The sequence below is a fragment of the Streptomyces sp. NBC_00377 genome, assembly GCF_036075115.1.
GTDB lineage: Bacteria > Actinomycetota > Actinomycetes > Streptomycetales > Streptomycetaceae > Streptomyces.
Window position 1 is genome coordinate 2,700,769 of the sequence record NZ_CP107958.1, and the last position, 22,327, is coordinate 2,723,095.

Here is a 22,327-nt window from a genome sequence, read left to right on the forward strand (position 1 = left end):
CGTCCGTCCGGCACGGGGCGGCGGACGATATTTTCTCGGGGCCTCGCCAGAGGATTCCGCGCCCTCGCAAGGGGTTTCGGGGGCCTCGCAAGGGGATGGGTGAGCAGTGAGCCACATCGTCGTGAAGCGCCAGCCACGGGCGCTGCCGTCCGAGGTGCCCACGGGCGAGGTCGTCGTGCAGCCTCCGCCGGAACTGCCGCGGGGGCATCAGGAGAGCGTGCTGATGCAACTGCTGCCGACGCTCGGCATGGGCGGTTCGGTGGTCTTCTTCTTCACGAGCGGGCAGCCGTTCATGCGCATCATGGGCATGGTCATGATCGCCTCCACGGTGGCCATGTCGATCGCGATGGTGGTGCGGTTCCGGCGAGGGTCCCAGGGGCAGTTGGCGGACCTGCGCCGCGACTACCTGAGCTATCTGGCGCAGATCCGGCGCACCGCCCTCGACACCGCCCGGGCGCAGCGTGACGCGCAGTACTACCTGCACCCCGCCCCCGAGCAGTTGTGGGCGCTGGTCGCCGAGGGCAGCCGGGTGTGGGAACGGCGGCCGGGTGACGAGGACTTCGCGCAGGTCCGCGTCGGCCTCGGCCCGCAGACTCTCGCCACCCCGCTGGTCGCTCCGGAGACCGGCCCGGTGGAACAGCTGGAGCCGCTGACCGCGGGCGCGATGCAGCGCTTCCTCGCCGTCCACGACAGCCTGGACGACCTGCCGATGGCGGTGTCCCTGCGCGCCTTCTCCCACGTCACGGTCAGCGGCGAGCCGGGGGCGGTCCGCTCCTGTGTCCGTGCCCTGGCCGGTTCGCTGGCCGCGCTGCACTCCTCCGAGGACCTGGTCCTCGTCGTCGCGGCGGGCCGGGAGGAACTCCCGCACTGGGAGTGGGCGAAGTGGCTGCCGCACGTCCAGGCCGCGGGGGCCGTGGACGGGGCGGGCAGCCGACGGCTGATCGGCGCCGACACCCGCGAGCTGGAGAACCTGCTCGGGGCTCGGCTGACCGGTCGCCCGCGGTTCCATCCGCATGCGACGCCGCTGCCCGACGAGCCGCACATCGTCGTCGTCCTCGACGGCGTCTCCCTTCCCCCCGACTCGGTGCTGGCCAACGCGGAGGGCCTCCAGGGCGTGACGGTCCTCGAGATCGTCCCCGGTGAACTCTCGGGAGCGGGCGGTGAGCTGGACATCGTCGTACAGCCGGGCGCGCTGCGGCTGGAGTCGGGGAACGGCGCCGTCTACGAGGGGACGCCCGACGCGCTCTCCCCCGAGTCCGCGGAGGCGCTCGCCCGGCAGCTCGCCCCGCTGCGGATGGCCTCCGGCGGGGACGACGACGAACCGCTGCTGGCCAACCTGGAGTTCACCGATCTGCTGAACCTCGGGGACGCGGCGTCCGTGGACACGCGGCGCACCTGGCGGCCGCGTTCGCTGGCGGAGCGGCTGCGGGTGCCGATCGGGGTGGGCGAGGACGGCCGTCCGGTGATGCTGGACCTGAAGGAGGCGGCGCAGGAGGGCATGGGTCCGCACGGTCTGTGCGTGGGCGCGACGGGTTCCGGCAAGTCCGAGCTCCTGCGCACCCTGGTGCTGGGCCTGGCGGTCACCCATTCCTCGGAGACCCTGAACTTCGTCCTCGCCGACTTCAAGGGCGGTGCGACCTTCGCCGGCATGGCGCAGATGCCGCACGTTGCGGCCGTGATCACCAACCTGGCGGACGATCTGACGCTGGTGGACCGGATGGGCGACTCCATCCGGGGCGAGCTCAACCGCCGTCAGGAGCTGCTGCGGGACGCGGGCAACTACGCCAACATCCACGACTACGAGAAGGCGCGGGCCGCGGGAGCCGCCCTTCAGCCGATCCCTTCCCTGGTGCTGGTGATCGACGAGTTCAGCGAACTGCTCACGGCGAAGCCCGACTTCATCGAGATGTTCGTCCAGATCGGCCGGATCGGCCGCTCGCTCGGCGTCCATCTGCTGCTGGCCTCGCAGCGCCTGGAAGAGGGCCGGCTGCGGGGTCTGGAGACCTATCTGTCGTACCGCGTCGGCCTGCGCACCTTCTCGGCGGCGGAGTCCCGGGCGGCGCTGGGCGTGCCCGACGCCTACTCCCTGCCGAACGTGCCGGGTTCCGGCTTCCTGAAGTTCGGCACGGACGAGATGGTGCGGTTCAAGGCGGCGTACGTGTCCGGCGTCTACCGCTCGGGCGGTCAGCGGACCGCGCCGGGCGGCGGCCCACTGCCGGTGGACCGGCGGCCGGTGTTGTTCACCTCGGCGGAGGTGCCGGTGCGCTACGCGGCGGTGCCGGCGCCCCGCGCCTCCGGTGACGCGGAGGTGGACGACGCGCTGGCGGACACCGTGCTCGACGTGATCGTGCGCCGGCTGGAGGCGCAGGGTCCGGCGGCGCACCAGGTGTGGCTGCCGCCGCTGGACAGTCCGCCATCGCTGGACGCGCTGCTGCCGGGGCTCACGGCGGTGCCGGGCCGCGGCCTCACCCAGCCCGGTTACGAGGGTGCGGGCCGGCTGGTCGTGCCCGTGGGTCTGGTGGACAAGCCCTTCGAGCAGCGCCGTGACTCGCTGTGGGCGGACTTCTCCGGCGCCGCCGGCCATATGCAGATCGTCGGCGGCCCGCAGTCCGGCAAGTCGACCCTGCTGCGCTCGCTGATCTGCTCCTTCGCCCTCACCCACACGCCGGCCGAGGTCCAGTTCTACGGCCTCGACTTCGGTGGCGGCGGGATGGCGTCGGTGGCCGGGCTGCCGCATGTGGGCGGAGTCGCCTCCCGGCTCGACCCGGAGCGGGTGCGGCGCACGGTGGCCGAGGTGTACGGCGTGCTGACCCGCCGCGAGGAGTACTTCCGCTCGGCCGGGATCCCGTCGATCGCGGAGTTCCGGGCCAGGCGCGCCCGGGGGGACATCTCGGTCACGGACCAGCCCTGGGGCGATGTGTTCCTGGTCATCGACGGGTGGGGCAACTTCCGCGCGGACTACGAGGCCCTGGACCAGATCGTCCACGAGATCGCGGCGCGCGGCCTCGGCTACGGCGTCCACCTGGTCCTGACGGCCTCGCGTTCGATGGAGGTCAGGGCCGCTCTCAAGGACCACCTGATGAACCGCCTGGAACTGCGGCTCGGCGACACGATGGACTCCGAGATCGACCGCAAGGTCGCCGCGAACGTCCCGGCGGGCGTTCCGGGACGTGGCCAGTCGCCGCAGAAACTGCACTTCATGACGGCGGTGCCCCGGATCGACGGTCTCGCCTCCGACACGGACCTCGCCGACGCCACGCAGGCGCTGACCGCGGAGGTCTCCCGGCAGTGGCAGGCGGCGCCCGCACCCGAAGTACGGCTGCTGCCGAGGGAGTTCCCGGCCGGGTCGCTGCCGCCGGGCGGCCGCTTCCCGCAACGCGGGGTGGCCTTCGCCCTCGACGAGGACCGTCTCGAGCCGGTCTACGTCGACTTCGAACAGGATCCGTTCTTCCTCGTCTTCGGCGAGAGCGAGTCCGGCAAGTCGAACCTGCTGCGGCTGCTGATCAAGCAGTTGACGGAGCGTTACTCGGGCGACGAGTGCAAGCTGTTCGTGGTGGACAACCGGCGCTCCCTGCTGGACGTGACGCCTGATTCCCACCTGGCCGAATACATCCCGATGTCCAACTCCATGGACCACCACATGGCCGCGCTGGCCGACCTGATGAAGCGCCGGGCCCCGACGGCCGAGGTGACGGCACGGCAACTCCGGGACCGGAGCTGGTGGCGCGGACCGACGGTGTTCGTGGTCGTCGACGACTACGACCTCGTGGCGACGTCGAGCGGCAATCCACTGGCGGGCCTGACGGAGCTGTTGCCGTTCGCCCGGGACGTCGGGGTGCGGTTCATCGTCGCGCGGTCGACGGCGGGCGCGGGGCGGGCGTCGTACGAGGCGTTCATGCAGCGCATCAAGGAACTGGGCGCCCAGGGCGTCGTGCTGGCAGGCGACCCCGGAGAGGGCGACCTCCTCGGGGGCGTACGGCCTCGTCCGATGCCCGCGGGGCGGGGGGTCTTCGTGTCCCGGCGACGGGGGAAGCCGTTGGTGCAGGTGGGGTGGGTGCCGGAGGAAGGCTAGGGGGCGGTCCGTCTTCGAACCTGTCGCAGTGAACTGTGGAAACTGTGGTGAGACCCGTGAGCCCTCTTGAACTGCGCTCACGGATACGGCCTGTTGGTAGCTTGGCAAAACTGTCCCGTCCCACGGACGGGCTTCACGGGGACACCGGGGGAAGGGGTCCACGCATGGCGTGGGAAGAGTGGGAGCAGCTGAAGAGTGCGGCGGCGGAGCAGCATTCCACCCGGATGCAGCTCAACCAATACCCAGCCGACCAGGGCGGGGACGGCACGCAGGGCGACCTCGTGGTGGGCCATAAGGATCTTGAGGCGGTCGGAAAGGCAGCCCATGACCTGTTCGACGACTTCACGACCTACAGCGGGCACGCGCGCGTGGCCTCCGCGGCGGCTGCGGGCGGACTCAAGGGTGAGGGTTTCGCGCTGGGCGCCGCGCTCGACCATGTGACGGAACGCTGGAGCGAGCAAACCAAGACCCTGCTGGACGCCTGCGCCCACATCTCCAACCACCTGCGGTTCACGAAGAACCAGCACGCCGCCGACGACTCGTACATCGCCGGGGCGGTCAGCAGCATCGCCACGCTGGACGAGGGCTTCGACGACCGGAAGGGCCACTGACACCGATGGACCTTGACGCCCTGCGCCACGGGGATTTCTCCAAGCTCGGTGAAGCGGTCACCGACTGGGAGCAGATGACGAAGAAGCTCGCGGACCTGCAGAAGGACGCGGAGACCAACCTCAAGGCCAAGGCGGACACCGCCAAGTGGGCCGGAGTCAACGCCACGGTCAGCCGCGAGTTCATCACCAAGACCGCCGCCGAGTTCGCCGACGCGCATACCCAGGCCGACTCCATCACCAAGATCCTCAGCGACACCCACGGTGAACTCATCAGCTACCGGACCCAGTTGAACGCCGCGATCACGCGGGGCGCACAGCAGAACCTGACGGTGGTCGACACCGGCGAGGGCACGTTCACGGTCACCGGCAACACCCGGCCGGACTGGGCGTCCGATCCCAGTGGCAAGACCGGTGCGACAGACCAGAAGGCGGTCGTCGACCTCCGCGACGAGATCCAGGGCATCCTCACCAAGGCGACGCAGAGCGACAACAGCGCCGCGAAGGTCCTGCGGCTCCTCGTCGACCAGGCCAAGTACGGCTTCGCCGACGCCTCCTACTCCGACCGGGACGAGGCGGCCAAGGCCGTCGCGGCGGCGGAGAAGCTGGCGAAGATGGCCAAGAACCCAGCCGACATGAGCCTCGACGACATCAAGGATTTCAACCGCACGATGGAGACGTACAGCGGCGACTCCCTCTTCGCGGAACAGTTCGCCACGCGCCTCGGAGCCAAGGGGACACTCCAGTTCTGGACCGAGATGACCTCGGCCCACGCCGGCGCGAGGGGTTCGGAGCTGGAGACGATGAAAAGCCTCCAGAACAACCTGAGCCTGACCCTCGCGACGGCGTCCTTCTCGGACTCGGACGCCATGCAGCACTGGAAGAAGGATCTCGTCGGCGAACGGAACACCAACTTCCGTGCCACGAACTCGTTCAGCCCGATCGGGGCGCTGGGCTCCCAGGTCATCAGCAGCCTGATGCGCGAGGGGCAGTACGACACCGAGTTCTTGGACGATTATCGAAAGACGCTCTTCAAGGCCGACAAGGTGGGAGGCGAGAACAACACCGACGCCCTGTGGGTGAAGGGCTACGACGCCCTCGATCTCGTCTTCGGCGACGGCAACGGCCGGGACCCGCTGGAAGGGCTCCTCGAGGGTCTGTCGCACAACCCCGAGGCGGCGGTGCACGCCTTCGATTCCAAGGACGATCTCGACCGTCTGCTGGCCACCACTGCATACACAGACCGGGGGCCCTCACTTGGGCATGCGCTGGAAGCCGCAGTGACGGGGGTCGGGCTGGGAGACTCGATGGACGCGGCTCCGCCCCATAGCGAGACCCAGGTCCAGATCATGGCGAACATCATGGAGGCAGTGGCGCAGTCCGATGGCGGCTCGGATCTCGTAGGAAGAGGAATGGGCGAGAGTTTCGGGCACATGGCGGCTTCCTACATGCCAGAGATAAGCAGAGCATTCGGAGGGCCTAACTCCGAGGCGATCTTCCTGTCGCCCAGCGACAGCCCTGAGGGACTTCAGCGATCGGACGTGGCGCGATTCCTGTCAGCGACCTCATCGAATCCGTCAGGAAGGGCTGGAATCATCTACGGAGAAAGCATCTACACCGGCAGCCTCCTTGATGCGCATCTGTCGGACCCCTCTTTGTTCGACGGAAGCCGCGACCAGGTCCTTCATGGTGTCGGCAGAAACGCAGGAATCATTGAAGGGATCGTCGGCCGTTCCATCGCCGACGCGGATATCGATAAATCCGTCGAAGCCGAGAAGGCGTACAACGACAGTCTGGAAGACCAGGGAAACTTCTTCAATAGCGTGCTTTCGGCCGGCATCGGGTACGGCACTGCCGTACTTGCACCATCCGGACCGGCAGGGGCTGCGTACGCCGGGGGTGGAGGTTTTATCACCGGTGTCGCCGGCATGGCTGTTGGGCGCTTACTCGAAGGCAAGGAATTGGATGGCGCATTGGATGACGCGATATATCGAAACGGGCAAGATCTCAGCAGAGCCCAGGATTCGGTCAACCAGCAGACTCAGTGGTCGGTGCAGGACGCTTTGAAGCGACATCACGTGAACCTCCCGACGGACGGGACCAACACCCTCATCGGAAACGCCGTCAACGAGGGATGGGAGTCAAGCGACGACATCTTGAGAAGCAACAAGAAGCGACCGAACTGAGGAAGAGGTTGACAAATTCCCCATGCGCAAGAATACAAAATTCCTGACTCTCGGCGCCGCCACATTTGCCCTGACCATAGGAGGCTGGTTCTCCTATCAACACTTCTTTACGGACGGGCTCGAAAAGCTTCCGGCCAAAGTGTGCAACGAAAGCATCAAGAGAGAGACGGTTATCCGCATACTTCCGCAAACCCGATCAGCGGAGGAGGGCGCCGATATCAATGGTGTCGGGGCCAGCTTCATGTTCAGCTGTCACATCTACACCGCCGGTGATTCGATATTGTCGGGAGAAGCGCAAATCCAGGACTCATCCCAAGACGCCTGGGAAAGTTACTACAAGTCCTACGGTGGAAAAGCAAAGGGGCCGTCGAAGCAGGCTTCTTCGGGTGGGATCCATGCCCTCTCCAGGGGAGATTTCGCCAGCGTCTACGTTCCATGCGTTCCCGGCGGAAGCAAGGCCGAGGATGCGTCCCAGGCTTACGCTCTGATATCTGAGGTGCGAGTAATTGGGGACAGTCGAGCTGCGGGACTGGACTTGCATCAAGCACTGACCGACTTCGCCTATGAACTTACACAGCGTGCTTACGCCTTGGGTAAATGCGTGGATGCCCAAAGGTTCCCGACCGAACTCCCTCGATTCAAAGAGAGATGACGTCCCTCATGGCGGTACTCGAACGATTCAGCCCTCCGAGGAGGGGCCCGCGGCACCCCGATCCCTATCGGCAGGACAGCCACGGCAGGAGTACCACATCACCTTTGTATCGGCACGCCGCCGCGGACACGAGCCTGGACCGGGCCGATGACATGAGGGCTCGACAAGCCTGCTCAATCAGGCGCTGATGGTCGCGGGACAGTACGAACAGGTGACCCTTGAATAAGGCATACACAACCGCTGTCAGCACCAATCGGGGGTCGGGACCACCCGGCACAGCACAGCACAGGGTGGGCACCTCCCGTGCGTGCCCACCCTGGTGTTGCGGAGTACGTGCAACTACATGAAGTAGCTGGCGCCCTTCAGGTCGCCGCCGCGGTAGTCACCGCCGGCACCGTGGACCTGGTGCGAGATCTGGACCAGTGCCGCGTGGATGCCACGGGCGTGCTTGTTCCACTCTTCGCTCTTGCTCTGGAACTGCTGGAACGCCTCGCCGCCCCATCCCGCGGACACGTTGAGCACGGCCTGGCGCAGCGCCTCGAGGTCTTCCTCGAGCTTCCTGGCCTGGTCGCCGAGCTCGGTGGCGAGCGCGTCCATCGTGCCGTAGGTGACGGCGAGTTCCTCGTAATGGGCTCCGGACATGATTCCCCTCGTTTCTTCGAAGACGTCAGCCGGACGTCGTGGTCCGGCAACGGTCTGGTTCGGCCCTGCCAGCGGCTCGCCCGTGGCTCGTCAGTAGCTGTTGAGCGCCGAAGTCTTCCCACCCAGGTCGTCGACCGAGATCTTGTTCATGTCGGCGGTGATCTGGTCTTCGAGGTTCTGCTTGTCGGTCTTGGTCATGTGGATGCCCTCGAGGAAGTCGTCGAGCATCTTGCCGATCGCGACCATATGGCCGTTGATCTCGGTCTGCTTGACGTTGAAGGCGTTGGCGCCCTGTCCCGTCCAAGCCCGCTCGATCATGTCGATCGTTCCCTGCAGCTTCGCGAGGGAGCCACGGATGTTGTCGTAGCGGTCGATGACTTCCCTCTGGAGCTTCTGTACATCGCCGTCGTTTAGCTTGCGGTCGACCATTTCGGCCCTTCCTTTCGCTGTCGTGAGCTGTGGTTCGCTTCTGTGCGCGGGCTGGCGCCAGAACCGTTGTGTGCGGGCGGTCGTCGGGCGTGGGGCGTCATGCGCTTCGCCGGGACCGGATCACCGCGAAGGCGCCGCCGCCCAGCGCCAGGGCCGCCGCTGCCGCTCCGAGCGCGATCCACATCGTGGTGTTGTCGGAGGTGTCCGAGGTTGATGCAACCGCCGAGGTCTTGCCGCCCCCGGTGGCCTTCGAGGGCTGCGGCGCCGATGCCGATGCGGAGGGTTTGTTGCCTGCCTCGTCCGTGACGCCCGTCGCGTTCTCCCTGGCGAGCGGGTCGGTGTTGGCCGGGCCGGGGTTGAAGGCGCTGTTCTCCAGCACCTTGCGGGGACGGATCAGTCCGTAGCCGAGGTACGTGCTCGGGTCGTTCCTCGCCCAGTCGCGTCCGGCGGTGTCGATCAGGCTGGCGAGGACCTGGTTCGCGGTCCACTTGGGGTGGGCGGACCAGATGAGAGCCGCGGAGGCGGAGGCGATGGCGGTGGCTTGGCTGGTGCCCTGGCTGGTGCAGTAGGAACGGAACGTGTTGTCGCACCAAGTCGGGACGTTCAGACCGGGGGATGCCAGGTCGACATAGTTGCCGTGTTCGGAGAACTTTCCAGTTTTTCCGGATTCGTCAGATGCTGCCACACCGACTACGTAGGGGTAGGCGGCGGGGTATCCGATGAAGTTCTTCTTTTGTGCATCATTACCCGTACCGGCAATCATCAACTTCCCCTTGGACTGGGCGTACTTGATCGCCTCGAGATCTTCAGGGTCATCAATATCGCTGGTGATGGACATGCTGATGATTCGGATGTCGCTGTCGGCAATTGATTTAATCACGTCCGCCAGTACGGGTATCTTCCGCTTCTCGGTGGCGTTGTCCACTCCGCGGATCGCGACCCGAAAGGGAACGATCTTCGCCCCCGGGGCTAGGCCCTTGAGTCCTCCACCGGAGCCAGTACCAGCGATCAATTCTGCCATACTTGTTCCGTGACCCGAAGAGTCGTCCGTCGCTTTGTAATCGACAGCTCTAGGCACTTCCCCGACGAGCACCTGCCCCTTTAGCGCATTCGTCTCGGGATTGACCCCCGTATCGACAACGGCCACCTTGACGCCCTTGCCGGTACTCACCTTCCACATCTCTTCGGCTTTCATCGCCGTCAGGTACCACTGCTGGGACTGGACGTCGGTGGCCGACGCACCAGGAGCCAGACCTGCCGAGAAGACAGCCAAGGCGCCGAGCGCTGAACAGACGGCAGCAACCCGTCTCCCCTTTCGTCCCGCGAAGAAGGCGTCCTGCCCTCCACGTCGGCTGATCTTTGCAACCATGCCTCTGTCTGTCCTCGCTCTTGTCCGGTCAGTCGGTCGTCGACGCATCATCGCGCCGCTCGTCGCGGCGAGAACGAGCCTTGCCGGAACCCTGGTTGCGCCTGGAAGCACGCGCCGCTCCCCGGCCGGCCGACGCGTTGCCGTTGCTCTTGCTCTCGGCTACTCGCCCCTTCGGCGTTCCGACCACGCCGTCGGGGGTACCGACAGGTCCGCGAGCCACTTGCCCTGTCCCCGTGCCCGTCGTCGAACCGGGTGCCCCGACCACCCCCCGCCGACCGGGCCTCTCCCCCGCTGCACGCGAGGTGGACGCGGCTTCACCGCCGACAACCGTGCCGCGCGGCAACTTGGAACCGCCGGCACCGGCGGCGCTCCCGGTGACAGGTCGCCCGCCGATAACACCATCGCCGGTACGACCGGCTACCGGGCGCCCCGGGTTCGTAGCGCCCATGCCGGTTGTGGGACCGCGTGAGACACCACCAGGACGTCCTGCCGACTGCCCACCGGTTTTCGGCATCCCGCCGACTACACTGCGTCCCATGGGGCCAGTGGTGCGACCGCCCGATTTACCTGCCGCGGCGGTGCGTCCTGCCTGTCCCACGGGGCCGGTTCCCGTACGCCCTGCTGAGGTACCGCCCGGCATACCGCCCACGCGCCCCTGAGCCGCAGCTTGAGCCCTATTTCCCGGAACTCCCCCGAAGCCCGGGGCACGCCCAGCCGACCCTTTCGAGACGGGCGGTACGCCGGTGGGAGCAAAGGAAGGAACCGTTCCCGCTGGGGTTGCGCCGGGACCTGCTGTCTGGGGCGGCGTGACGGTCGTCGGCCTCGCTGAGTCCTGCAACGGCAATGTGCCGATACTGTCGATCTCCGTACCCACATGCTGTTCGGGAATCCCGACGGGCTGGCCCCCGCTCCTGGCGGATGACTGCGAGGTCTCCGCACCCGGTCGATCCAGCATGGTGTCCACAGAGTGATGACGTGTGGTTCCCGCTCCACTTGCTGCCGAAAACGATCCGTGGCGCGGCTTTTCCTTGATCGGCGTGAAGTTTTCCGGCTCCGGCACCCCCACATCCGGCATCTTGGGAAACGTCGGCTCCTCCGCCAGTTCCATCATCCCGCTCGACACCGTGTAGAACGACGCCAGTCGGTACATCTGGTTGATGGCTTCCTGGCGGTTCTTCTCCGCCGTGACCGCTGCCGTGTACTCCTCGTTGCCCTCGACCCGCTTGGGCGTCGGGATGTCCTCGGGCTTCTTGGGGTCGATGCGGCTGTCGCGTGGGGGCATCGACTTGCGTACGGAGGCGAGGCCGGCGCTTGCCGCCAGGACCTGGGTGCCCACCTCGTCGGTGTAGCCGGCGAGCGCGAGGGCGGTGGTGGTGAGGTTCATGCCCCAGGTGTAGAAGGCGGTGTGGGCCTCGCCCTCCCAGTCGACGTCGCCCAGGTTGCGGCTGAGCTCGTTGGCGGCGTCGTTGATGGCGTCCCGGGCGTCGACGAGGGCTGTGGCCGCGTTCTCCAGGGTCTCCGGGTTCGCCGACTCGACGATGTCGATCATCGCGTTGAGGTCGTAGCCCTCGAAGCTGGTCTTGCCGAAGCCGCCCGGGCTGCTGAGGGACCCGGGACTGATCACGACTGCCTTGTTCACGGCGTCGTCCACGCCGCTGTTCTGCTGGGCCGCGTCCTGGCGTTCCGTCTGGTAGTGGTCCGACTTGTTCTTGTGGTCGGCCATCAGTACCCCGCGTCGGTGTGGTCGGCGTCGTTGGTCCGCTCGGTCTGCTTGTTCAGCGCCTCTTCACGGTCCCGGTTGACCTCGGTCCGGATCTCGTGGAACCGGAACCGGAGTTCTTCTTCGAGGTTGTCGAAGGTGACGTCCACGCCGTGCACGGCGATCTGCATGGCCTCCAACTGGAGCCCGAGGGATCTGGAGAGGGCCGTGATGCGTTCGTGGACGCGCTCGTACTGGAGGTGGAGTGTCTTTGCCTCCGGGAACTGCCCCGCTCCGAACGTGCCCTCCGGCAGACTGTGCCCGCCGACCTTCGCCGAGCCGCCCGCGGATTTCTCGAAGGCCGTGAGCAGGTCGTCCACCCGTTTTTTGAACGTCGAGAGCGCCATGTATCCGCGCCGTACGTCGGCAGGGCCCCCGCCCATGTCCGCAGGAATCACGCCAGCCACTCTCCCCGTTGTCCCGCCGCCCGTCCTGGACGGCACCGCCCGCGCCTTTCATCTGTTCATGACCGCAACGCATCCACTCTAATGACTTGCTCTGACAGCCCCAACTGCCTTGTGCAACAACCCTGCCACTGCTGAGACACAAGCGGACCATTCCTCACGTTCGGGGGGGTTTCTCCTGCGTCTCCCGCATCCAGCGGCGCGCTCCGGTCTCGCTCGGGTACTCGCGGACCGTGAGCCAGGCGATCAGCCAGCCGACGAGGTAGGCGGCGAAGGCCGGCATGAGGGGGACAGCGCGCGGCAGTTAGCCGACCCGCGACGAGCGCGAGCCAGCCGCTGGGCGCGTAAGGGGCCGACGGGTCGACCTCCACGCCCAAGTCAGCGACGGCCACGGCGTAGTCGGACTCGTCCAGGCCAAGGGCGAGCAGTTCGCGCAGCTCACCGACAAGGTTCTCATCGGCAGTGACGACCTGCGGGTTGCCCACCGAGTGGTCTCGCTGCCGGGTGGGGCGGCACCGCGGGTCCCGCAAAGGGCTTGTCCACCGTGCGCCAACCGCGGGCGTCGCGGGTGTCACCGCGCATCAGGGTGGACAGGTCGAGCACCCAGTTCTCGTGCTCCCTGCTCGTCACCTTGGCAACGGTAGCCCGACGCTCGTACATGTCGATCGCGTCGGACCACGAACGCTCGCCGATTTCGGCCACCGCTGTCTCCTCACGCTTCACTCCCACGCTCGGCGAGCGGACCACCCCCTACTCCGCCCCCGCGACCCTCCGCCCCCGTCGGCGCGCGTCCCGGATCGCGACCGCCGTGCCGCTGAGGCCCGCGGCCAGTGCCGCCGCTGCCACGACGACGTAGGTGGCGAGGCGGGTGTTGCGTTCGTCGGGGGTTTCGCCGGTGTGGAAGGTGGCGGGGCTCGGGGCCTCGGCTCTGGTCAGGCCGTCCTGGGGGGCCGGGGACTCGATGGGGTGGTCGTCCTCCGTCAGGGCGCGGACCGGGTCGACGACGCCCCAGCCGACGAGCCGGTCGTGGCCCGCGATGGTGCGTTCCGCCGTCTGTTCGATCTGGGCGACGATCTCGCGGGCCGTCCAGTCCGGGTGCCTCGCCTTGAGCAGCGCGGCCACGCCCGCGACGTACGGCGCCGAGAAGCTCGTACCGTTGTCGGCGCAGTGGCCGCCCTGGGGGACCGTGGAGACGATGTCGACTCCGGGGGCCGCCACGCCGACGAAGTCGCCGGACTGGGAGAAGGAGGCGCGCTCGTTGTTGCGGTCCGAGGCGGCGACCGCGAGGACGCCCTCGTAGGACGCCGGGTAGGTCTCCTTGACGTTGCCGCCGACGCCGTTGTTGCCCGCGGACGCCACGACCACGATCTTCCGGTCCAGGGCCTCGTCGACGGCCCGTTCCAGGTCGTCGGAGGGCCGGAGCGCGTTCGACGTGTCCTGGGAGATGTTGATGACCCCGGCCCCGGCCCGGACGGCGTAACGGATCGCCTCGGCGAGGGACTTGGTGTCACCGTGGCCCTCGGCGTCGTTCTGCTGGACCGGGATGATCGTCGCCTCGGGGGCCAGGCCCACGAAGCCGGTGCCGTCGAGGGGGCGGGCCGCGATGATGCCGGCGACCTTGGTGCCGTGCCCGACGGTGTCCGTGGTGCCGTTCTCGGCGCCGCGCTCGATGGGGTCGCCGTCGTCGTCCTTGAGGTTCTTCGGCAGCAGGTTGCGGCCGGCCTTCGCGTCGACCGCCTCAATGAGCTGCGGGTTCTTCACGTCCACACCCGTGTCGATGACGGCCACGCGGACTCCTTCGCCCTTGGAGCGGCTCCACAGTTCGTCCAGGAGGACGCGCTGAAGGGCCCAGGGGCGGCCCGGGTACACGCCGTTGGGGAACGTGCACTGGTCCGAGTAGGGCAGCTTGTCCGCGGCCCACGCGGGAGGCGCGAGCACCGTGGCCGTGGCCGCCGTGAGGAGGGTGGCCGTCACCATCGGCAGCACGGCACGCAGCGCCGGGGCCGTACGAGGCGTCGTCGCCGTCCGCAGCACCGTCGTCCTCCTCCTCACGAGCCCTGGGGCTGACGGGCCGCCGCTGTCGACAGACGGGGGCCGGTGGGCAGGAACTTCGACCAGGCGGCCGGGACGGGCGCCGGGTCGACGTCCTTGTAACCCAGCAGCGTCTGGGCCTGCTGGGCCTCCTGCTGCTGCTTCGCGCGCTGTTCGGCGGTGGTGCCGATGCCCGCGTCGTCCGTCGCGCTGTCGCCGTTGGACTGCAGGACGTAGCGCAGGCCCGTGTCGGTGACGAGGAAGACCGGTCCCGCCTTGGTCGCCTCGCCCTGGAACTGGCGGTAGAGCTGACCGGAACCCGGCGTCACATAGGCGCTGGAGGAGCCGGTGGGCAGCTTGGCGGGGAAGTCCGTGCCGGCCCAGGTGCTGAGGGTCGTCGCGCCCGAGCCCGCGTTCACACCGCGCAGGACGGTGCAGATCGTGCTGCGGCTCCCGGCGGCCCCCGAGGCGTCGTTGACCGGCGCCGGGTCGCCGGTGGGCCAGCGGTGCTCGGTGCCGAACGCCTGCCCCGGCACGAGGGCACCGGGGCTCAGCTCACGGGCGTGACCGGCCTGGCCGAGGGGGGCCAGTTCCTTGCTGAACAGCAGGAGCTGGGCGACGAAGGCGGACACGGGAGCGACGCGGCCTTCCAACACCACGTAGTACTGCTCGGTGTTGTTGTCGAACGCCTTGAGCACCATGCCGACCCGGTCGGCCGACGTGTCCAGCTGGCCCGGTGCGCCGGCCGGCTCGCCCGGCTGCCCGGGGATGTCGGGGAAGGCGATCGGGTCGCCCTGGTGGAGGGTCGCCAGCCACTCCGCGGACACCCGTTGGGGCTCCCGGCCGGAACCGACCACCGCGCGCAGCAGCAACTCGTCGCTCTTGCCCACCGGGTAGGCGGTACCGTCCGCGTCCACGACGTAGCGCTTGCCGACCGGGTCCGCCACGTACAGGAGTTGGCCCCCGCGCAGACGGTCCGCGCCCTCGGTGGCCTCCTTCTCCCGGGCGGCGAGGACCAGTGCCGCCTTCTGGACGGAGCCCCCGCCGCCCGCGGCCGGCCGCTCGCAGACCACCCAGCGCTTCGCCTGGCCCGCCTCGGACGCCGAGGGCAGCCGGTCGGGGGCGTACGGGATGCCCACGGTGACGCCGTGCGGGATCTTGCCGTTGTCGAGCACCGACTCCGAGACGGTCACCACGTCGCCCTGTCCCTCCTCGAGGAGCAGTTTGGCGGAGGCCATGTTGAGGACCGGGTGCAGTTGCACCTCGTCGCCGGTCCGCAGCACGACGTAGCGCGTGGTGGACTTGCTCGCGACGATCACCTTGGCGTTGGGCACGTCCCAGCCCTTGGGCGCGGTGGGCCGGAACATGCCCCAGGCCCCGAAGACGGCCATCACGATCACCCCGACGACGATCCCGGGCAGGATCGCGCGCAACGGGCGCGGCGCCCCTTCCTCCGAGCCGTCGGGCGAGGACTGGAGAAAGGCCGCGAGCATCCGCCGCTTCGCGAAGGTGTAGGCGTTGAGCTGGTCCCGCCGAGATGCCATCTGTGCCCGTCTCTCCCCGTTTTCCGGCCGGTCCGCGCGATCCTCTGCACGGGCGGCCCGACTCCCCGTCTCCGATGTCAGAGCGGCCACCTACTATGCCCGGTATCCGTGGGGACTTGAGGAGCGGGTAGGGTTCCTGGGCCGTCGAGTGGCCCGTGCGGTGCCGGAACACGGGCGGTTCGTGAACGGAACGGGGGGACGCGGTGAGGGCTTCGGGTACGGGTGCGCGCTCGGTCGGCCGATCGCGGAGCCGCGGTCCCTCGACCCCGGGGACCAGGCCACCGGAACGGGCCGCTTCGGAGCCGTCGGCGGGCACGCTCCACCTCAGGACGCGTGCCGGCCGGGGCGGGACATTCCGGTTGCAACGCCTCGTCCTGCTGGAGATCGCGGCCGCCGTCCTGCTGGTCGGCTGGGTCGTCGGTCCGATGGTGCTCGTGGCGGCGGCGGTCGTCGCCGCCCTGCTGGTGGCCCTCGCGTTCGTTCGCCGTCGCGGCCGCTCGCTTCCCCGGTGGCTGGCCACGGTACGGGAGTTGAGGACCCGTCGGCGGCTGGCCGGCCGGCTGGAGATACCGCCCGGGACGGAACCGGGGTTCGGACCGGTCGTGGAGTGCGATCCCGGCCTGCGCACGTACGCGTACGGCGGGCGTGACCGGCGGCCCGTCGGGATCGTCGGGGACGGCACGTTCGTCACCGCCGTCCTTCAGGTGGAGGCGGACGCGACCGCGATGCGGGCCGAGCGCGGCCGGCAGCCCTTGCCGCTCGCCCTGGTGCGGGACGCCCTCGAGGTGGACGGCATCCGCCTCGAGTCCGCGCAGATCGTGCTGCACACCCAGCCCGCGCCCGCATTGCACCTGCCCCGGCAGTCGGTGGCCGTGGCGAACTACGGGCCGCTCCAGGAGCAGACCGGAGCGCCCGCGGTGCGGATCACGTGGATCGCGCTGAAGCTGGATCCGGAGCTGTGTCCGGAGGCGGTGGCCGTTCGCGGAGGCGGTCTGGTGGGGGCGCAGAAGTGCGTCGTGCGGGCGGTCGACCACCTCGCGAGCCGCCTGACCGGTGCCGGATTCCGGGCGACCGTCCTCGACGAGGAGGAGCTGACGACGGCCTTCGCCACGTCCGCCTGCGCCAACCCGCTGGTGACGGCGGAGGCCGGCCGGACCGGGGCGGTGGAGCGGCGGACCGAGGAGTCCGGCCGGAGCTGGCGCTGCGACAACCGTCGGCACACCACGTACTGGATGCGCCGCTGGCCCGCGCTGGGCGGCGGCGGCCCGTCGCTCCCGCAGTTCGTCGCCCTGGTCACGGCCGTGCCCGCGCTCGCGACCACGTTCAGCGTCACGCTCGCGCGCGGGGACCGGCAGGAGGTGCTCCTGTCCGGGCACGTGCGCGTGACGGGGCGCAGCGACGAGGAACTCGTGGCGGCCCGGCGGGCGGTGCAGGGCGCGGCCCGGCACACCGGCGCGGGGCTCGCCCGTCTCGACCGGGAGCAGGTGCCCGGCATGCTCGCGACGCTGCCGCTCGGAGGTGCCCGGTGACGGTGACGACGACGGGTGGAGCCGCCGCTTCCGGTGAACCGGAGCGGTACGGCGGCCCCGGCGGCCCCGGCGGTCCTGGCGACTCGGGAAGGTCCGCAGGGTTCGGAAGGGTAGGGAGGTTCGGGAGGTCCGGACGCCGCTCGCCGCGCAGTGGCTTCGGCCTGATCGGGCCGCGGCACGCACGGCACTCGGTGTCCGCGGACCAACTGGCGGCGCTCGCGCTGCCCATCGGGGACGACGGTGTCGTCATCGGCGTCGGCGCCGAGGGCCGCCCCGCCGTGCTGGGGATCAACCGCCCCACGCCGTACGACGTCGTCCTCATCGGCGGTCTGTGGACCGCGCAGGTCCTCGCGCTCAGGACGGCGGCGACCGGGGCCCGGGTGGCCGTGGAGACGGGCCGGCCGCAGGCCTGGGAGCAGATGGTGCACGCGATGGGCGGCGGGCAGAACGGCCTGGCGGTGTACGAGGTCGGGCGGGTGCCCCCGCAGGGCGCCTCGGCGGGTACACCGGTGTTGGTGGTGCGGGACTGCGGGATGCGCCCACCGCGCGGCCGGGTCACCTCGGGCCCCTGGCAATCCGTGCTGACGCTGCTGCCCTATCTGAGTCCGGTCGCCCCCCGACTGGTCCGGCAGGCCCGGCTGGTCGGCGTGCAGCGGATCTCGCCGGACGAATCCGCGGAACTGGGACGGGCGCTGGCCCTGCCCGGGCGGGACGTGGAGGCCCTCCCGACCCTGGCCGACGGCTTCACCCTGTGGTGCACCGACCGGGACCGGCAGTATGTGATGACCCAGCCCACGGATGCGGAGACCGGGTTGCTGGGCAACCCGAGACGGATGGACTGAGACGGCGGCTTCGGCGGGTTTTTCCTTTACCTGTGCGGCACTTCGGCCGCTATGGCCGTTTTGCCGAGTGACCCGAAGCACGCACGCGCCCCCCCGGGGGGTGCGTGACGTGGTGGACTGGTGCTGAGGGGTGGGCGGGCCTGCCGTGGCGCGCCGTCTGGTGATTAGGCTGGTACGGGGCGCGATGCCGGAAACCGTGGGGTGGACGTCGGCGTCTCCCGGGGAGGGCCGCTTCGGACGACGTCAGACGGCCTCGAACCACTCAGGACGACAAGCGAACGGTCGCCCAGGCACGGCATGAGGGTGCTCGACCACACCAGGAGGAATTGTGAGCAGCGATCGGGACGGCATCCGCGGGGGCTGGGCCACACCCGGCGATGACCAGCCCGACGCGGAGTCCGCAGTCGACGCGACGGGCGAGTTCACCATCGACTACGCGCCGCCGGCTTGGTACACGCAGAACACCGGCGGCGGTTCGGCCACGGCGCCGGAAGGAAACGCAGACACGGGCCACGGGGCGAACACCGGTGCGCCGGCCACGCCCGGCGCACCCTTCGCGCCGGCCACGCCACCGGCACCGCCCGCACCGGCTCCGACCCCGGCTCCCGAGGCACCGTTCACCCCGGGTGCACCGCCCCTGCCCGAAGCTCCGTTCATCCCCGCTGTGCCACCCACGCCGGACGCGCCGTTCGCCCCAGCTGCACCTGGTGCACCTGGTGCACCTGGCGGAGAGGTGGGGTTCGCTCCCGCCCCCGCATCGCCCGCACCGGAGGTGCCGGGCGCTCCGGTTGCCTCGCCTGTGCCCGCCCCGCCGCCGGGGGTTCCGTTCACGTCGGCCGCAGCGCCCGCGCCGGCCGCGCCTTCCGCCTCCGACGAGGCGTTCACGCTGGCCGCACCGGAGGGGCCGGTCACTCCGGCGGTGCCTTCCACTCCCCCGGCTCCGCCTGCTCCCGCTGTTCCGCCCGCGCCTCCCGGCTCGGCACCGGTCGCCGTACCCGGCCTTCCGGTGGGCAGCGGGTTCGAGCCGCAGTCCCAACCGCAGCCACACCACCAGCAGGCCGAGGCGCAGTGGGGAGCCTCCGCGGCTTCCGCGGGTGCCGAAGAGGGCGGTTCCGGGAACGGGGACCTGGAGAGCGGCGCCACCATGCGTTTCTCCGCGGCCGCCCTCAAGCGGGAGATCGCGGAGAACGCCGCGGCCGTACGGGCCGAGCCCGAGCACCCTGCGCAGCCGGACGCCGAGGCCGCCGACTCCACCTCGACGGGCTCCGTGCCGCCCGAGGATGCCGGTGCAGCGAGCACCGTGGGCACCTCAGACACCGCAGTCACTGCGGACACCGCGGACACCGCTGCTGAAGCGGGCAACGCCGGTGTGGGGAACGGAAACGAGGCTGCGGCCAGGATCGCCGAGCCCCAGGCCGCAGCCGACGGTACGACTCACGCAGACGGTGAGAGCGCCACCGCACCCGAGCCCTCCGGCGCCGGGACGCAGTCCGACGAGACCGTTTCCGAGGACGAGCCGACGATTCAGGACGCCGAGGCCGTGACGGGTCCCGCACCGGACGGCGCCGCCGTCGACGAGGATGCGGTCCCCCCGCACGTCTCCACCGCCGAGCAGCCCTCGGACGCGGTCCCCACGGGCGCCTCCGAGCCCCAGGACGGGCCCGAAGGGCCTCAGAACGCGCCGGCCGGCGCGCCCCAGGGCTCCGTTCCCGCCGCGCCGACCGCCTGGACTCCTCCGCCCGCCCCGCACAGCGAGCTGCCTCCGCTGCCGCCGTCGTACCAGCCGGCGGCGCCCGCACCGGCGGCGCAGTGGCCGGCGCAGCCGCAGCCGACCGACGTCGGGGCGCCCGTGCCTGCCCAACAGCCGCCGTTCCCGCAGCCGCCGCTCCAGCCGCCCGTTCAGCCGCAGGCAGCCCCGCCCGCGCCGGTCGGCTGGAACCCGCCGGCCCAGGAGCCGGCCCCGGCCGCACCGCAGCCGGGCTACGGCTTCCCGCAGCCCCCCGCTCCCGCCCCGGCGGCCCAGCAACCCCCTGCCCCACAGCAGCCGGGCTACGGCTTCCCGCCCCCCGGTGCCGCTCAAGCCCCTGCCCCCCAGGCGCAGCCCGCCCCGCCAGCGCCCGGCACCCCGGGCGGCTACGGCTTCCCCCCGCCCACCGACGCGCCCGCAGCCCCCACCGGCTACGGCTTCCCCCAGCAGAACACCGGCCCCACGGCACCCCCCGCCGCGCCCAACCCCCACCCACAGCCCGCTGCTCCGGCACCGCAGCCGCCCGCCCCCGGCATCCCCCGCGACGGATACGGCTTCCCCCAGCCCACCCAGGCACCGGCGCCTCCGGCCGCCCACACCACGGCGGAGGCGGCGCCCCCGGCGCCCCAGCCCTCCGTCCCCGGCACCCCGGGCGGCTACGGCTTCCCCCCGCCCACCGACGCGCCCGCAGCCCCCACCGGCTACGGCTTCCCCCAGCAGAACACCGGTCCCACGGCACCCCCCGCCGCCCCCAACCCCCACCCACAGCCCGCTGCTCCGGCACCGCAGCCGCCCGCCCCCGGCATCCCCGGCGACGGATACGGCTTCCCCCAGCCCTACCCCCAGGCACCGCAGCCACAGGCGCCCCAGCCATCGCCGCCGCAGGCGCACCCCGGTTTCCCGCAGCCGGGAATCCCGCAGCAGACGGACGGGCAGCCCCCGGCAGCCGCGCCCCAGGGACTCCCGCAGGGGGTGCCGCAAGGCGCGCCGCAGGGCTTCCCCGGCCAGTTCCCCCAGCCGCCCGCGCCGCAGGCCCCGCACGCACCGCAGACTCCTCAGCCGCCGGCGCCCGACGCCTTGCAGGCGCAGCAGCCGCACGCACCGCAACCGCCCCAGCAGCCGGTCGACCCCCGGGCCGGGGCCGCCTGGCCGCAGCCGATCCAGCACGACCAGCGGCAGCCGGTCAACCCCGGTGCCGCGCCGCTGGGTTACACCGCCGCCGTGGAGCTGTCCTCCGACCGGCTGCTGAACAACAAGAGGCAGAAGGCCAAGAGCGGCCGGCCGGCCGCCGCCTCCTCCCGCTTCAAGCTCGGCGGCAAGAAGGAGGAGGCCGAGCGACAGCGCAAGCTGGAGCTGATCCGCACGCCGGTGCTGTCCTGCTACCGGATCGCCGTGATCAGCCTCAAGGGCGGCGTCGGCAAGACCACGACCACCACCGCGCTCGGCTCCACCCTCGCCACCGAACGCCAGGACAAGATCCTGGCGATCGACGCCAACCCGGACGCCGGTACGCTCGGCCGCCGGGTGCGGCGCGAGACCGGGGCGACGATCCGTGACCTCGTCCAGGCGATCCCGTACCTCAACTCGTACATGGACATCCGGCGGTTCACCTCGCAGGCGCCGTCCGGCCTGGAGATCATCGCCAACGACGTCGACCCTGCCGTGTCCACGACCTTCAACGACGAGGACTACCGGCGTGCGATAGAGGTGCTCGGCAACCAGTACCCGATCATCCTCACCGACTCCGGTACCGGGCTGCTCTACAGCGCCATGCGTGGTGTGCTCGACCTCGCCGATCAGCTCATCATCATCTCGACACCGTCCGTGGACGGTGCGAGCAGCGCCAGTACGACGCTGGACTGGCTGTCCGCGCACGGGTACGCGGAGTTGGTCTCGCGCTCCCTCACCGTCATCTCCGGGGTGCGCGAGACCGGCAAGATGATCAAGGTGGACGACATCGTGTCCCACTTCGAGACCCGCTGCCGCGGTGTCGTCGTCGTGCCGTTCGACGAGCACCTGGCGGCCGGCGCCGAGGTCGACCTCGACATGATGCGGCCCAAGGTCCGGGAGGCGTACTTCAACCTCACGGCGCTGGTCGCCGAGGACTTCATCCGCCACCAGCAGCGCCAGGGGCTGTGGACCAGCGACGGCAACCCGCCTCCGGTGGCCGCCCCGCCCATGCCGGGCCAGCAGATGCCGGGGCAACAGATGCCGGGCCAGCAGCCGTACCCGCAGGCGGGGCAGCAGCCGTACCCGCAGGCGGGGCAGCCCGACCCGGGTCATCCGTACCCCCAACAGGGCCCCTACCCCCAGCAGCCGGGGCAGCCGTACCCGCAGCAGCCGCAGCCCGGTCAGGAGCCGTACCCCCAGGCGCAGCCCGAGCCGCAGCAGCCGCAGCCGGGGTATCCCCCGCCCGGCTACGGCTACCCGCAACAGCCGCAGGCCCCTCAGCCGGGCCGGCCGGGGCAGCCCCCGCAGCAGTGAGAACGGCGAAGGGCGGCCGGTGTCCTGGG

General features: G+C 70.1%; 16 protein-coding genes and 1 pseudogene. 8 read left to right on the forward strand and 9 right to left on the reverse strand.

Features of this window, described 5'->3' with window-relative positions; translation table 11 throughout:
* Positions 1-106: 106 nt before the first annotated feature.
* From eccCa to OHS71_RS12115, 4 genes are all read left to right on the forward strand, one after another.
* Positions 107-4,072 (forward strand): type VII secretion protein EccCa, encoded by a 3,966-nt coding sequence (gene eccCa / locus OHS71_RS12100; RefSeq protein WP_328479395.1) that lies wholly within the window; start codon positions 107-109, stop codon positions 4,070-4,072.
* A gap of 164 nt (positions 4,073-4,236) precedes the next feature.
* Positions 4,237-4,683 carry a hypothetical protein gene (locus tag OHS71_RS12105; RefSeq protein ID WP_328479396.1) on the forward strand — a complete coding sequence of 149 codons (447 nt, stop codon included), beginning with the start codon at positions 4,237-4,239 and terminating at the stop codon, positions 4,681-4,683.
* 5 nt (positions 4,684-4,688) lie between these two features.
* Positions 4,689-6,866 (forward strand): hypothetical protein, encoded by a 2,178-nt coding sequence (locus tag OHS71_RS12110; protein WP_328479397.1) that lies wholly within the window; start codon positions 4,689-4,691, stop codon positions 6,864-6,866.
* Between the two features lie 22 nt (positions 6,867-6,888).
* Positions 6,889-7,518: a hypothetical protein gene (locus OHS71_RS12115; protein WP_328479398.1), complete on the forward strand. Its 630-nt coding sequence runs from the start codon at positions 6,889-6,891 to the stop codon at positions 7,516-7,518.
* Positions 7,519-7,857: 339 nt separating this feature from the next.
* Here the strand turns inward: OHS71_RS12115 and OHS71_RS12120 are convergent, their stop codons facing one another.
* The 9 genes from OHS71_RS12120 to eccB all read right to left on the reverse strand — a co-directional run bounded on the left by OHS71_RS12120 (position 7,858) and on the right by eccB (position 15,696).
* Positions 7,858-8,160 (reverse strand): WXG100 family type VII secretion target, encoded by a 303-nt coding sequence (locus OHS71_RS12120; protein WP_328479399.1) that lies wholly within the window; start codon positions 8,158-8,160, stop codon positions 7,858-7,860.
* 90 nt (positions 8,161-8,250) lie between these two features.
* On the reverse strand, positions 8,251-8,589 hold the full coding sequence (locus OHS71_RS12125; protein WP_328479400.1) for a WXG100 family type VII secretion target: 339 nt from the start codon (positions 8,587-8,589) through the stop codon (positions 8,251-8,253).
* Positions 8,590-8,686: 97 nt separating this feature from the next.
* A complete protein-coding gene (locus OHS71_RS12130; RefSeq protein WP_328479401.1) occupies positions 8,687-9,958 on the reverse strand; it encodes a S8 family serine peptidase in 1,272 nt (423 codons plus the stop codon).
* A 28-nt stretch (positions 9,959-9,986) separates the two neighbouring features.
* Positions 9,987-11,681: a hypothetical protein gene (locus OHS71_RS12135; protein ID WP_328479402.1), complete on the reverse strand. Its 1,695-nt coding sequence runs from the start codon at positions 11,679-11,681 to the stop codon at positions 9,987-9,989.
* Entirely contained in the window at positions 11,681-12,115 is a 435-nt protein-coding gene (locus tag OHS71_RS12140; RefSeq protein ID WP_328479403.1) for a hypothetical protein, read from the reverse strand. Before OHS71_RS12140 ends, OHS71_RS12135 begins: the two co-directional genes overlap by 1 nt.
* 163 nt (positions 12,116-12,278) lie before the next feature.
* On the reverse strand, positions 12,279-12,404 hold the full coding sequence (locus OHS71_RS12145; RefSeq protein WP_328484818.1) for a hypothetical protein: 126 nt from the start codon (positions 12,402-12,404) through the stop codon (positions 12,279-12,281).
* A gap of 170 nt (positions 12,405-12,574) precedes the next feature.
* A complete protein-coding gene (locus OHS71_RS12155; protein WP_328479404.1) occupies positions 12,575-12,823 on the reverse strand; it encodes a hypothetical protein in 249 nt (82 codons plus the stop codon).
* A 48-nt stretch (positions 12,824-12,871) separates the two neighbouring features.
* Positions 12,872-14,098, reverse strand: a complete 1,227-nt coding sequence (gene mycP / locus OHS71_RS12160; RefSeq protein WP_328484482.1) for a type VII secretion-associated serine protease mycosin — start codon at positions 14,096-14,098, stop codon at positions 12,872-12,874.
* A gap of 71 nt (positions 14,099-14,169) precedes the next feature.
* Positions 14,170-15,696 (reverse strand): type VII secretion protein EccB, encoded by a 1,527-nt coding sequence (gene eccB / locus OHS71_RS12165; protein ID WP_328479405.1) that lies wholly within the window; start codon positions 15,694-15,696, stop codon positions 14,170-14,172.
* A gap of 203 nt (positions 15,697-15,899) precedes the next feature.
* Here eccB and eccE point away from each other — a divergent pair, with 203 nt between their 5' ends.
* The 4 genes and pseudogenes from eccE to OHS71_RS12180 all read left to right on the forward strand — a co-directional run bounded on the left by eccE (position 15,900) and on the right by OHS71_RS12180 (position 22,298).
* Positions 15,900-17,225 carry a type VII secretion protein EccE gene (gene eccE, locus OHS71_RS12170; RefSeq protein WP_328479406.1) on the forward strand — a complete coding sequence of 442 codons (1,326 nt, stop codon included), beginning with the start codon at positions 15,900-15,902 and terminating at the stop codon, positions 17,223-17,225.
* A complete protein-coding gene (locus OHS71_RS12175; protein ID WP_443046916.1) occupies positions 17,222-18,067 on the forward strand; it encodes a hypothetical protein in 846 nt (281 codons plus the stop codon). The genes eccE and OHS71_RS12175 overlap by 4 nt, the downstream gene beginning before the upstream one ends.
* A gap of 328 nt (positions 18,068-18,395) precedes the next feature.
* Positions 18,396-18,524: pseudogene (locus OHS71_RS41330) on the forward strand (SCO5717 family growth-regulating ATPase); the annotation flags it as partial.
* Between the two features lie 687 nt (positions 18,525-19,211).
* Positions 19,212-22,298 (forward strand): AAA family ATPase, encoded by a 3,087-nt coding sequence (locus OHS71_RS12180; protein ID WP_443047163.1) that lies wholly within the window; start codon positions 19,212-19,214, stop codon positions 22,296-22,298.
* Positions 22,299-22,327: the final 29 nt, after the last annotated feature.

Bases quoted from the DNA above. Each gene is read 5' to 3' on its own strand.
- OHS71_RS12105 (WP_328479396.1), top strand. From the start codon at position 4,237: ATGGCGTGGGAAGAGTGGGAGCAGCTGAAGAGTGCGGCGGCGGAGCAG.
- OHS71_RS12110 (WP_328479397.1), top strand. From the start codon at position 4,689: ATGGACCTTGACGCCCTGCGCCACGGGGATTTCTCCAAGCTCGGTGAA.
- OHS71_RS12115 (WP_328479398.1), top strand. From the start codon at position 6,889: ATGCGCAAGAATACAAAATTCCTGACTCTCGGCGCCGCCACATTTGCC.
- OHS71_RS12120 (WP_328479399.1), bottom strand. From the start codon at position 8,160: ATGTCCGGAGCCCATTACGAGGAACTCGCCGTCACCTACGGCACGATG.
- OHS71_RS12125 (WP_328479400.1), bottom strand. From the start codon at position 8,589: ATGGTCGACCGCAAGCTAAACGACGGCGATGTACAGAAGCTCCAGAGG.
- OHS71_RS12130 (WP_328479401.1), bottom strand. From the start codon at position 9,958: ATGGTTGCAAAGATCAGCCGACGTGGAGGGCAGGACGCCTTCTTCGCG.
- OHS71_RS12135 (WP_328479402.1), bottom strand. From the start codon at position 11,681: ATGGCCGACCACAAGAACAAGTCGGACCACTACCAGACGGAACGCCAG.
- OHS71_RS12145 (WP_328484818.1), bottom strand. From the start codon at position 12,404: ATGCCGGCCTTCGCCGCCTACCTCGTCGGCTGGCTGATCGCCTGGCTC.
- mycP (WP_328484482.1), bottom strand. From the start codon at position 14,098: ATGGTGACGGCCACCCTCCTCACGGCGGCCACGGCCACGGTGCTCGCG.
- eccB (WP_328479405.1), bottom strand. From the start codon at position 15,696: ATGGCATCTCGGCGGGACCAGCTCAACGCCTACACCTTCGCGAAGCGG.
- OHS71_RS12180 (WP_443047163.1), top strand. From the start codon at position 19,212: ATGCGTTTCTCCGCGGCCGCCCTCAAGCGGGAGATCGCGGAGAACGCC.